This is a genomic window from Pseudarthrobacter sp. BRE9, assembly GCF_031844305.1.
In the GTDB taxonomy this organism is placed as follows: Bacteria; Actinomycetota; Actinomycetes; order Actinomycetales; family Micrococcaceae; genus Arthrobacter.
Genome location: NZ_JAUZUY010000005.1, coordinates 161,355 through 174,442 on the forward strand (window position 1 = coordinate 161,355; position 13,088 = coordinate 174,442).

Genomic DNA, 13,088 nt, shown 5'->3' on the forward strand with positions numbered 1-13,088 from the left:
TACGATTTAACGGAGCAACCATGGCCGGAAAAGCAGACAAAGCCGCTGCTGTTATGAAGGACGGCGGGCAGAAGGCAAAAATTGCCGCTGCCAAGCTTTACGCTCTCGCAAAGGACCCCGGGACGCAGGCCAAGGCAGGGAAACTGCTCGAGGACGGCAAGAAGATGTATCGTGCAGCAACAAGCCCCGAAGCCAAAGAGGTCTACCGCAAGGCAGCGGAAGTAATAAACAAGATGCGGAAGAAATAGCCGAGGGCTGGATTTCCGCCAGGTCACCAAGCCGATGGCGTCGCGCTGGGCCAGCACTTCGAAGAGGTCCTTGGCATGGTTGATCCAGAAAAGCGGCTCTTCGCAAATAAGCATGGTTAGGGCTGGCTGAGACCCCTTAGCACGGCCTCCGCCGTTTCAGTGCGGCGTAGTGCGGATGGAAAGGGGTCAGAGCCTCTTATCTAGGGTTGAAACCATGCGGCCAGCCGCACTGTGTCACCGCGCAGTTCCAGATGCCCCGTCTCTACTCCGTGCTGCAGCCCCTCATTCAGTCGAGCCGTAATGCCAGCAGTCCTGCGCTTCCCGCCGAACGTCTGAATCGTTTCTCGATGCAGCTCATCAACCGCAATGCCCCCAGTCGCACTCACGATGTTCACCATGGCATTCCGTAACTCCACAACGCTGATGTGCTCCGGTTTGCGGATGATCTCAGCGCCGTTCGGCCGGAAAACCTTCCAAGCGCGCCGATCCACCGCGACATCCCAGACAAAGCCATCGTCGTCAATAACGTGAACCGACGGTTCGACCAGACGAAGCACGGAGTCCGCACGGGAACCGTTGACCTTGTTGAGGCCAAAGGCAGCACAGACAAGTTTGGCCAGACGATCCTTGTGCACGGGGCCCTCAGCCGCGACAACAACACCGATGGCATCCCGGACGGCAGCAACGGAACGGCGTGAGTGCAGGCTGTCGAGGATGTCGGTACCTCCCAATTTCTGGACAGTCCACGGCTCGTAAGTCTGAACTCCGGCGCCAACACGTTCGGACGACAGCGAGGCAACGGGTTTCCGGATCTCCTCGAAAAGTGGCAATGTCCCGGAGATGTCCGTGAAGCTTTCATTCGGCTCAGCGGAATGAGATTCGTCAAGGATTCCCGGGCCGGCGATCATCCGCGTGTCACGCTCAGCGACAGCCTCTACCGAAACGCCATCGGCAGCTTCCCGGAGAGACAGTTCCAGCCGATCGAGTACGGCTTCACTGTCTGAAAGCCATGCCGGCAGCCATACACGCTCCACTGAGGGCCAGCGCATCATCCGTGTCAGGACATCCCGGGGCAGTCCATCCCGGTCCCCCGCTGTCCGGCGTGCTGCCCAAGCAGGACCGTCCAACAGAACGGCCATAAGCTGGCGGGAAGGATCTTCGGCCAATGCAACACTCAGGTCGACCTTGAAATCGGACAACCCCACATCTGAAGAAACTACGAATCCGCGGTCCCGCAGCGCGTCGGCTATCTCTTCCCGGTGCAGGTCAACGCTGGCGGCGCGGCGCCCGTCATAAGGCAGCGCACCGGTCCCCTGCTCGGCCAGATCAAGGTAGGACCGCAGGTGCTTGATGCCAACGGAGCTAGTTTCCTCGGAGCGAAGATCGGACGGGTTGAAGCTGGAGAAGACAATAACTTGCCGACGTGCACGGGTGACGGCAACGTTGAGGCGCCGTTCCCCACCAGACCGGTTCAAGGGACCAAAGTTCAGCGGCAGGTATCCCTTGTCATTCTTGCTGAAGCCCGTGGAGAACAGGATGACGTCCCGCTCATCGCCCTGCACGTTCTCGAGGTTCTTGACGAAAAGCCCCTCTGAATCCTCGTCGAGGGCAGCGACAATACGCGGATCCTCGGTGTCGCGCAGCAGCCCTTCGATCAGGGCACGTTGCTGCAGGTTGAAGGTCACCACACCTATGGAGGGAGTCCCCGCTGGATCAGCATCAAACCTTTTGCGGATCTCGGCCACCACTGCAGCAGCCTCCATAGGGTTCGTGCGAAGGACCTTGGACGGTCCCGAGCGGTGGAACTGGCCATCAACACGGACAAAGTTCACCCCGTGCCCGCGGACACCCGCATTCGCAGCGCCGTGGGACGGGCCAGGGAACGAGGAAAGCTTGCTGTCGTAGTACTGCTGGTTACTGAAAGCAATCAACGATTCGTCCTGGCTCCGGTAGTGCCAGGACAGCCACTGCCGCGGCACCCGCGCTTCCACGCATTCGGACAGGATCGACTCCATATCCTCCACGACGGAGATCTCGGCGTCACCCTCGCTGCCAGCGTCGGAGGAAGTCTCGGCGAACGACGTGGGCGGCATCTGCTTGCTGTCACCCACCACCACTACAGACGCGCCGCGGCCCATGGCACCCACAGCGTCGGCAACCCGGATCTGTGAGGCTTCATCGAACACCACGATGTCAAAAAGACCGGCCTTGGCAGGGAAAAACCGCGCCACCGAATCCGGGCTGACCAGTGTGCAGGGCATGATCCCGGTGATGAGGTCTGCATAGTGTTCCATCAGTTTTCGGACGGAGAAGCCACCTCGTTGCCTGGTGAGCTGCCGTTGCAGCTCTCCCATGCGCCCGGAGGTCGACGACGAGGAGACCGTCCGGGAGCGCAGAACCCCGGCGGCGAGGCTGGTTTTGAGCAGCTCGCGTACGGTTTCTGCGCGCGTGGTGAACCGCTCGATGGTGCGCTCGTGCACTGTGGGATCAAAGTCGGCCAACCCGGTAGCGATGCGGCGTTCGGCCAGCGACCCTTCAGCCAAGCCCCGTTCAAAGGCTGCTGCGGCGTCATCGGCTTCCAGCTCGCCGTCGAGGATGGCAATACGGGCATCCACCAGCCCTGCGGCACGCAGCGGTTCGACATGACGGATCAGCTCAAGCCACCGCGTCAGCGGTACCGACCCCGCCGCGTCCAGTCGCCGCGCCAAGGACGTCTCCCACCATCGGGCCAGGAAGCCCCGCTCACCAGTCCACGCATGCAGGTCAGCGCTACCCACACCTTGGATCTTCAGGAATTCTTCCCAGGCATGGGACAGCTCCCGCAGCCAGCCGACAACGTTCTGGTGGACGTCCGGGGCATCCTTCAGGAACGTACGGAGCTCGCTCTGGAAGCTCGCAACGGCGGGCTCCGAAGCCGGCTGCACCGCCTGCGCGGCCCAGCGCAGCCAGGAAATGCGGTGTCGCAGGTCGGCTTGCGCCTCCGGCGTCAGAGGGTTCCATTGCTGGTTTACAGGCAGCCCAGGCAAAGAGCCCCGCGTTGCCCGCAGGCCGGAGACCTCGTACTGGACGGCCACCAATTTCTCCAGCAGCGGTACCAGCTCCTTGTGGCGGATCTCAGCTCCAGGAACAAGCACTGAGGACAGTTCGGCCGCTACTGCCAACAACCGCTTTTTGCGTCCCCAGAAGCCGGAAGCTGCTGCCTGCTGTGCGCGGCCGAGGATTTCTGGCAGGGGAAGGTCCATAGCCGTGGGCGCTACCTGTTCAAGGCCCGGATGCTGGACGGACGCAAAGGCCGTAACCACTTTCTCCAGCTGTTCTGCATTAACCGACCAGTCGCTGGAGCGGACCACATCCAGGGTCCCCAACGGGACGTCCCGGTCCTGCAGCAGTGTGGCGAGCGTTGCGACGTCGGCGGGCGTCTGCGCTGCGTCCAGAACAGGCGGCAGTCCGGGCGTTGGCCGCAACGCGTTCAGCGCCTCGTTGAGGCGACGTCCCAGAGCCAGCAGTTGCTGCTCCTGCTGCTCGCCACCGGCGGCAGAGACAAACCGCCATGCGTGATCAGGTCCAGGACGGACGGGGTCCGTGAACTCAGGAAGTTCCCGGAACACCTGCCGGATCGACTCCAAGGCGGAATTATTCAAGGACGCGGTCAGCTCCGGGGTGAGTGGAACCGTGGCATGGTCAGGTTCATAGGTCAACGCCTTGGTCCGCGCGCTGTAGAGGGACAGCTGCGCGCCATTCTCCTCATGGACGTTGGTGGCGTAGCGGACCAGTCCACGCCGGGCTGAGGCAAGATCAGTGGAGGCAGTCTCAAGCTGCTGCTGGTTCGCAGACAGGCTCAGTTCCAGGGCATGTTTGATCTGCGCCCGCACCACTGCCGGCTTACTGCCCTTGTCGTGCAGGTCCAGGGAGAACGGCCCCATCCCGACGTCGTCGAGCCGCTTCTGGACAACGTCGAGCGCTGCCCGCTTCTCGGCGACGAACAGGACCCGTTTGCCGTCGACAATGGCCCGGGTCAGGAGGTTGGTGATGGTCTGTGACTTGCCGGTGCCCGGAGGGCCTTCCAGGACAAACGTCTGGCCGGCGACCGCGGACGCGACTGCTTCCAGCTGCGACGAGTCCGCTGGTATTGGACATTGTGCCGCCAGGGCGTCCAGGTCGACGTCGGGGGTGACGGGAACGCTGTCTGAATACAGTTCCGTGGGGGTGCTGATCAGGTGATTGACCAGGCTGTTGGCGGTGAATTCCTTCCAGTTCTCATCAAGGTCCTTCCATAAGCGGAACTTGGCGAACTGCAGCATGGACAGGTCCACGGTGTTTTCCACCCGGAAGGCCAGGCCCTTGGCCGAAATGGCGGCCCGGACAGCAGCGAACGCGGCGTCCAGATCGATTCCGGATCCATCTTCCTCCGGCTCGGCCAGGCCCGGAATGCGCAAGTCATGGGACTGCGCCAGCTTCTCGAGGAGGCAATAGTTCGGCGTGGACTGGCCGGTCTCATCGAGTGTGACGCGGTACAGACCGTTTTTCCCTGCAGACGTCAGCTTCACCGGGACCAGAACCAGCGGCGAACGAAGCGCCCGGCCGTCCAGCTCCCACATCAGGCTGCCAATGGCCAGGTAGAGGTTGTTGGCTCCGGTTTCCTCCAGCTGGGTCTTCGCCTTGTAGGCGAGCCCGCGCATCTTGGCGTTGTAGCCGTCTTCGCTGACCTCGGCGAACACGGCTTTTTTGGAGCTGAGCAGGTCGGCGAGTTCGTCTTGGGGAAGGTCCTTGCCGAAGCGGACGCCGCGCTCCTGGTGGATGGCGCTGATCTGGTTGGACGGAAGCAGGCTGACAGACGTGCCTTTGCTGATGAGGTCCTCGAAGGCGCCCATCCAGGCGGTAGGCACTGCAAGTGGGAACCGGGCCGTATCGGTGAAGTTGATGAGCCTGTTCCGCAGGCTCAGGTCCAGCAGCGCGTTCTTCCACTGGACCACGCGGGGTGGAACGTCGGATACTGTCCGGGCGGTTCCTCCGGTGGAAGCTGCCTTCTCTGGCAGCGCTGGCGCAGTCTTGGTTTCCGGGACGTAGTTGACCACGGTGTGGGTTCCGGCGTCGGAGGTGGTGCGGGCAGGCAGCGGGTAGATGCCATCGAGGCGGGCGCGCCTGATGTCAGTCACCGCGTTGATCTCGTCGTTGCCGCTTTCCACATAGCGGTTCAGCGGGCTGTTGCGGAGTGAGGCCGCCGAGATCGGCTGGCTGCCGGTCAGGAGTGTGGTTTCCACGAGGCCAATGAAGCCTCGCTGGACAAGGCTGACCAGCTCGGGCACGTCGTCGGATGCCGCAGTGGTGAGGCTGCCTTCCTCGCGCCAGTAGCCGAGGAAGGCGTGGCCGTCCACTAGCCAGAGCAAAGGCCGGATGCCGCAGAATTCCAATGCGGCGGCGAGGACCAGCGTGGTGTCGAGGCACGTGCCCAGACGGTCGTCAAGGACCTGCGCCGGCGTGCGGACCTGCTGGCCTTCCAGTCCCCAGCTGGCCGGTGGCATGCTGTAGCGGATGTCGCGGGCGCTCATGGTCTGGGCGATGGCGAACACGATCTGGTCAACCCGGTCCCCGTCTTCCAGGTACCCGTCGAAGCTGCCGCTGCCCGTTGTTTGCATGAGGATGTCGGCGGCCTCGGACATGAGCTTGGCAATGCTGGGATGGTGCGGTTGCACGTACGCGGCAAGGAACTCGTAGGAGACGAGTCCCCGTCCGGCGATCCACAGTTGGGCGGGCAGGAGCGTCAGGTCTGCTTCTGCGCGGCCCAGCTCCGTCGCGGTGGCATCGGCGCCCGCCGATTGCACGGTCACCAGCACCTTTCCCATCTGCCGGTCAGCCAGTTCATACATGGTGGCGGCCTGAACTGGGACGTTGAGGTCATCGAGCGTGATGGTCTGGCCCGCGGCCAGGTCCACGTACTGCTGGAAGTCGCCGGAGATCCGGCCTGACTGCGCGGAGGCCTCCACCTGGACCACTGCACCGCGGATTTCCGCGCCGTTGTTGGTGATCTTGACCTGCCTGACGAAGCGGAAGCCGTTGTGCGCCATCGCGTAGCTCAGGGCATCTGCTGTTGTCACCTCGACCACAACGTGGGCAGCGGATGCAGCCGGTCCGTGGACTGCGGGCTCACCCGGAAGGCTTTCCTCCGGGTGGTCGGACTGCGCGACGGCGGCCGGCAGAGCCTGCTGGTCTTCTTCTTCCAGTTGTTCCTTCGGCGAGGACCGGTTCTGGTACTCGGTGAGAAGCGCAGCCAGCTCGCTCTGAGTTTGGTCCAGCCCGATCACTTTGGCCAGCCGACCTGCGGTGTCCAGGGCACGGAAGGTATCGGCGTCGTCGAAGGTCTCATTGTGGGCCCAGCGGTTCCGTGCCTGGCGCAGCTCGGAGGTGTGGCTGCGTGCGTCATGCGGGAGGTTGAAAGGGTAGCCAAGTGAGCCCATGGATTCAGTCATGATGCGCAGCTGCAGGCTGAGATCCGTGGGTGCGTAGGATTGCGCAGCGCGGCCAGCGTTCTCATCCTTGTGCTGAATGATCTTGGTCCAAGCCACGCCGGGGGCTACCTCAGAGAGCACTGCTGCGATGTAGGGCTCAAGGCCAACCGCCAATGCCTCAAGGGCCCGGCCCACATACTCGCGGTTGGACAGACTCATCAAATTCCCCCATCTACGGCACCGGCATCAGTACCGTTATTCAATCAATGCAACCAATCATGGCATCCGGCGCTGACAATATTGCGTGTCTGCTGGTTCTGACGCCGCTCAGCGATCCGGAAGACCGGTAAGTTACGGCTGGGGCCAATTGAGCCCGTCGGTTGAGGCCCTGTCGGCCCTGCCGAGGCTAAGGACACGAAGAAGCTTTGCGAACTGCCCAGCGAGCTTTGACCGCCGACGACGCCGTTCCGCAGGGCCGGTGGGGCTGTGGATTTCACGCTTACCGTGCGATCCGCCCTTGAAGTTCTTCGTCGATCCTTCGATTGCGTGCGGAAATGAAAGCATTGCTGAGTCTTAAGTACTCGAGGTATTCATCGCAGTTCTTCGGAACAGCCGGTGTGCTGAAGTCGGCGAACGGGTGGAAGAACCGGATTGTCTTGCCGTCCTCCTCCACAAGGTCGTCGAGTAAGAAGAATTTGACGTACCCCGCGAAATCCCCGAACAGTGCGAAGAAGTCCGCATACCTGAGCAGGACCGCTGCGAGAGGGCTTGACTCATCAAGATAGTGGCGGCGGATGCACTCCAGGGTCAAATCGAAGCGATCGGCGATCCTGGGATGGAGCCCGCGTGCACCATTGATCGTCGGTTTTCGGCCGATCCTGTTGCCTGGAAACACGAGCGTGCTTCCGGCCGTGTAGCCGATGTACTCGGGTAGGTCGTCCTCCGGTATGTTACGGACGACGTTCCAAGCCTTCTTGCGCAGCCTGGTGGTGATTGTGTCGCTGGCGAGGAAGAAAACACCGGACGAGGATCGGTGCACGAGGTACCTACGGGGTTCCATAGCCAGGTCGAACTGCTGGCCGGTGGGCAACTCCTTGCTCCACAGGAGCTGGTGGTACTTCCGCAGAGTAGGGCTGAAGGAGTCAGGGTCTTTGCCGGCCGGAGTATCTGAGTGGAAGTCGAAGCTCATCAGTGTCCCTGGAGTTTGATGCGGATTCCACGGCTGTGACTTTCACAAGTCTGAGCGTGTCGTGGTTGCGAGGCGCGCCTGGTGGCCACTTCAGTAGGCGCTGCGAGAGCAAGCGCCGGCAATAACCTCTTGTACTTCACTGTTGGAGATCCCCAAATGGTGCATTGTGCGCCTAGTGCGTGAATCGTCTCACGTGAACCCACCGGCAAACCGGTCTTGATCCAATGCTTCCGTCTTCCTGCGCCAATGCTGAGAAGTAACCCGGCCCGTGTAAACCTTGGACTGATTTCCCCCAGCACGCAGGCACGGAAGACGCGACGGCGGTACTCGCGTCCCGCCGTCGTCCTTCCTGACGCCCGCACACTAGAACCAACGGCTGCACCAGCACCTTCACCGCCGTATCCCTAAAGTTGATGAAGGTGTTGAAGTCCTGCTCCACTAGGTCCTCCAGCGGGATCCGGCCCGTGATGCGCGTTCACCGCAAACTTCTCGCTTAGCCTCCCACGCCGCTCGCCAGGTACACCCCATATACGGCCCCGGGGTCAGGGCACTCCCGCTGCTGCTTCCGCCGCCGCCAAAGCCTGGGAAAAACCTGTCCACCGCGAGCTTGTACTCGCGCGGGTTACCTGCTGTTCTCTCGTGGTCGGCGGCGCGCATGGCCCTGAGCATAGCCAAAGTAGCCGGAAGGGACGTATCTGCCATCGCGGGATAGTCGAACTGCAACTGCGGGTCCACCTCGTAGGTGAGCCACCGCCGCTTCAGCAGATCGTGGCGGCCCGCGGTCCTTCCGTACTCCTTCAAACAGTTGTTTCTCATGGATTTTCTTGAGCCCCAATGCACTGGCCGTGCAGCTGCTGCGGAACCAGCTGGACCTGGCTTTGGGTCGGCCGCGCGCGCCAGCGGGGAGGCCAAGTTGATCACGCGCTGGCTGTCCACGGATATTGTGGCCGGGGATGTTGAGACCGTGGAAACACCCCGCTTCGTCGGCAGCAGGGATCCGCGGTACTTGGCGTTCCGGGCGTCCTCCGGGGCTTGAGCCTGGCCCGCATCTACGGCGGCGCCATGGCGTCCTACGGAAGGACGCTGCTACTCCCCGGACGACGTGGTGGTCCATGGTCACCGGCTCCGAGTTGGCTTGAAGATGGGCCAGACAATCTCCACAGAGTGAGACAGCAGAACATTACTCATATACGACTAGCCACAAAATTTGCTCAACCAGAAATGTCCCGCCGTGTTGAGCCAGCTTTCCTGATGGTGTGCGCGTACTCTCAAGCCGTGACTCAACAACTCGTTTCCTCCGGCGCCCCTACTTCCGGTGACTACCACCGCTCTATTCTTCGGCTGCTTAGCCTCGCGGGTGATCAGATGTCCGCCCAAGCTAGGGAGTCGGCCTACGTCTCGTCCGAGCTCGAGCGCTTGGGTTGCGGCTTGTTCAACGTATCCCGAGGCTTGGATCTCAGAAACGAGAACTGTTTTAATACCAACGCACCAGCCGTGGATCTGCTGACGGTCGACCGCAGTCTGGGAGTTCAAATCACCTTGGATCTAAACGCGGCCAAAGTGAAAAAAACGATTAAAAAATTTCGCGAGCTGACAAAAAAGGGCGGCTTACTTGAGGGAACCAGGGAGTTATGGATCCTTGGTCTTCGGCTGAGTTCCCGAACTGATCCCCCCACTTGGAAAAACGTCGACTCAGACGTCGTCATCGGGTCATTTCGTAGTCACCTGACGCTCGAGAACTTAGATGCCGCAAGGCTTGAACGAATTGAACGTAGTCTGCTTGAAATTACCGGATGCAAAATCACTTCTGCGCCCGACGTAAGGGAAAGTCTAGAGCGAATTGTAGAGTTCATGGACCGCCCAGCGATCTACCAGTACTCCCGCCACGAGATCAGCTGGACGAGGTGCATGTCCGCGCTGGACGCTGTAGCGCTGCTGATCAACTCGGGCGTGAAGCGCGAAGATGATGCAAGCATCCCACCGGTGCTGGGTTGGACTATACCGTTGCCAAGCTTTGACCCGCCGACCAGGCGGGATTTGAAGGATATTCTAAAGCAGTTGAATGCCGTTCAAGTCGCCATAAGCAAAGCTGATCCTAAAGCTGCAATTCTCGATGAGAATCAATCACAGCTGATTGACTCCGAACGATCCAAATTGCGATTGTTGGTAAATGATTTTGCCAAGACGCACAAAATTTCGCCGCCTTTTCCTCCGACCCAATTTGTTGGGTAGCGAGATCACGTAAGCACCCACGTTCGAGGTAGAACAGGCCGGCCAAACGGGTGAGGACCAGTCGCACACGGCCGCGAATAGCATAACCCGCGCCATGTTCCGGACGATCATGGCATGCAGAAACGGAGCCATTTCCAGTTGCATCTCGAACGGGCCCTTTCTCGTATGCAGAATGGAAGAAGAGCGACCTTTAGCAGTGAGGTCTCTCTGTAATTGGAACCGCAAAGCCTGCCGCATTGAGCGACGACTCGCGCGAGGTAACATGGTCCTCTAGGAGCCCAGTGCATAAGTCCTTCTGATCGACGGATTTCGGCCGTCGACCCGGGAGTTTTGTCCTGAAAGGCGCCACTCACTCAGTCTGGGCCTGTACGCTCGTCGTTGTGAATGACGCTCTTTTCAACCTCGAGTCACCTGAAGCGACAACCCGAGCAGTTGAGCCGCCGATCCAAGACCATCAGGTCGTTGCGATTCGCGAAGCATTCGCAGCCTCTCGAATAGAAAGCCAGGACCGGCGGAAGGAGATCGTGCAGAGCTGCGTAGTGCGCCCTGTTGGTGCACTTAGGGAACTAACTGCAGCCGAAGCTCATCGCGTTCTGAAGCGGATAAAAGAGGTCGCAGACGCGAAACCTCGTCCGGAAGGCGCTTCCGCGTGGGACCTCAGAGAAGAAGACACCTGGATAGACAAACTCTGATCCGCTTCAGTTGGGAACATCCTGGTCACAACAGGTTCATCACCTCATAGGACTGTGAGCCGGAGCCAGCTATCTAAGTCTTTGCGGCCGTGAAGGACAATTTCCATGGTGCCATGACGGGATGCCGGCCAGCGGCCGGGACATTTGAAACGCGCAGGATGGGTGCGTGCGGGTTACTGTCAGCGTTTTTGTCGGTCAGTCGAGTGTGTCAGATTCTCTCCCGCAACGGCTGCTGCACCTGCCCTGTCCGCGAACCGCTCAGAGAGCGTCCTAATTGCGGTCGATTTTGGCAGCGCTGCCGAAAACTTCAGGGTCTCGACCATCTCAACCGGGATTCGTGGGACTACGTCGTCGAAGGAGATCTCTGCTAGCCGGGTCAGGGTCCCCGCCCCGCGGAGTATCATGACGTCGTTGTACGACTGTCCCTCCGCTCCTCCAAGGCCAGCACGTAGCGTCTCGTTCGCCTTGAGTCCCGCCCAAGTCCAGAAATGGACGTCCTGACCCGACTGTTCAACCACGAGCTCGCCTCTTGAGACCTGATCTGCCCGCGCCTCGCGGACGAGGTTCAGCCGCTCGGTTGCTCGCCGTGACAGCGGCACTTCTGGAGTCTCGCCAAGTACCACATCGCGTTGCGCTCGCATCATCTGAAATGACAGCGCGATAGCGTCGCTATGCCACCGGACGTCGCCCTTGTAGGTCGACGGACTGACAACGACTTCGAACCGTTCCCAGTTCACGTGCTCGACACGCCAAGCCCGCCCATTCATGAGGATGGGCTTGGCGTCGAGCTTCTCGGAGCCTTCTCGTGGCAACGCGAGTGGTGATATAAAGCCAAGTTCCTTGTTCCCGCTGACGACACGCAATTCTTTCTCGGCCTTGAATGAGCTGAGCAGGTCCATAAAGTGTCGGCGGCCGAACGCCTTCTCGGCGGCCGGCCCGATCATCAACAGTCCGCCGTCCTCTATGAGCAAGTCTTCGTCGCACAAGTACTTAAGTACTTCTTCGCCGTCGTCCATCAGTTCCAGGGTTCCCCACCATTCCCGCCAGGTGTTGGCTCCGTAGGCACCTTCCTGTAGCGCAAGCGCAAGCAGCTGTTGCGCGGTGAGGTGCCGCGGGTGGGGTGGCGGCGTGATGGGCTCAACGAAGCCACGTTTCCACGACAGCAGAAGCCCTGCGGCCTCGAGGAACGCGTCCGGGCTGGTGGCTAGGAACAATGTGTTTCGCCTCGACCCGGGGCGCCGTCCCGTTCGCCCCAGTCTTTGAAGGAAGGACGCTACTGTTCGGGGTGCGTCGACCTGGATGACGCGGTCCAGATCTCCAATGTCAATGCCCAGCTCGAGCGTGGAAGTAGCGACAATGACGGTGTTCTGAGCCTCTGCGAACGCTTGCTCTGACCTCCGTCTTTCTTCGGCAGAAAGAGACGAGTGGGATACAAAGGTCGCCACACCCAGCGAGCGGAGCTCGAAGGCAAGCTGCTCGCTGACGCGGCGCGATTCGCAAAAGACAAGTCGCTTCTCCCCACGATGGAGTGCAGTGATGATCTTCGCTGCGTTAGCCACCGAGCCGACGTAGTCGAGCAGCACTTCAGGCTCTGGTGCAGATGCCGCGGTCTCCTCGAAGACCACGCGAAGCTCCCGTTCCCCAGGCGCGACTGCCGTCTCTTCCCCTTGTAACCAGCGCCCAATCTCTTGGGGATTGCCGACCGTTGCTGAAAGACCGACGCGCTGGATTGGCCGTCCTGCTATCCGTTCCAGGCGAGCCAGAACCCCCAGCAGGTGCCATCCACGGTCAGAGGCCGCGAATGAGTGCAGTTCGTCGACGACTATGGCTTGCAGTCCGGAAAACAACCCGTCGTGGTCAACCCGTCGCGAGACGAGCATCGCTTCAAGCGACTCTGGCGTGGTCAAAAGAATGTCGGGCGGGTCAGCGAGGATGCGCCGCCGCGCGGTGTCGCCGACGTCGCCGTGCCAGAGCCCCACTCGGCGCCCGAGCCAGTCACCGTACTTGGTGATGCGTGGGTGCAGGTTATTTAGCAGCGCTCGGAGCGGGGTCACATAGAGGACGGACAGGCCGCTCCATTGCTTTTGAACCATCGAGGAGAACAAGGGGAAGATGGCGGCTTCAGTCTTGCCTCCGGCCGTGGGCGCGATGAGCACGCAGTCGGCGCCCGAGCGGACGGGCTCGACTGAGGCCGCCTGAAGGGGGCGCAGGTTGGACCACCCCAAAGAGTTGACGACATGGTATTCAATAGCCTCGTCGAGACCAGAGTCGCCCGCCATGT

The 13,088-nt window shown here is 61.0% G+C and carries 5 protein-coding genes; 2 read left to right on the forward strand and 3 right to left on the reverse strand.

All coding sequences use genetic code 11. The features are described from left to right. Positions 1-20 precede the first annotated feature (20 nt). Positions 21-248: a hypothetical protein gene (locus Q9R31_RS11880; protein ID WP_311262930.1), complete on the forward strand. Its 228-nt coding sequence runs from the start codon at positions 21-23 to the stop codon at positions 246-248. A gap of 200 nt (positions 249-448) precedes the next feature. On the opposite strand, the gene Q9R31_RS11885 is transcribed toward Q9R31_RS11880, so the two are convergent. Beyond that, positions 449-6,913: a DUF3320 domain-containing protein gene (locus Q9R31_RS11885; protein WP_311262931.1), complete on the reverse strand. Its 6,465-nt coding sequence runs from the start codon at positions 6,911-6,913 to the stop codon at positions 449-451. 280 nt (positions 6,914-7,193) lie between these two features. After that, entirely contained in the window at positions 7,194-7,883 is a 690-nt protein-coding gene (locus Q9R31_RS11890; protein ID WP_311262932.1) for a DUF6994 family protein, read from the reverse strand. 1,275 nt (positions 7,884-9,158) lie between these two features. Here Q9R31_RS11890 and Q9R31_RS11895 point away from each other — a divergent pair. Then, a complete protein-coding gene (locus tag Q9R31_RS11895) occupies positions 9,159-10,115 on the forward strand; it encodes an SMEK domain-containing protein (protein WP_311262933.1) in 957 nt (318 codons plus the stop codon). A gap of 871 nt (positions 10,116-10,986) precedes the next feature. On the opposite strand, the gene Q9R31_RS11900 is transcribed toward Q9R31_RS11895, so the two are convergent. After that, positions 10,987-13,086, reverse strand: coding sequence for a DEAD/DEAH box helicase (locus Q9R31_RS11900; protein WP_311262934.1), 2,100 nt, complete (start codon positions 13,084-13,086; stop codon positions 10,987-10,989). Positions 13,087-13,088: the final 2 nt, after the last annotated feature.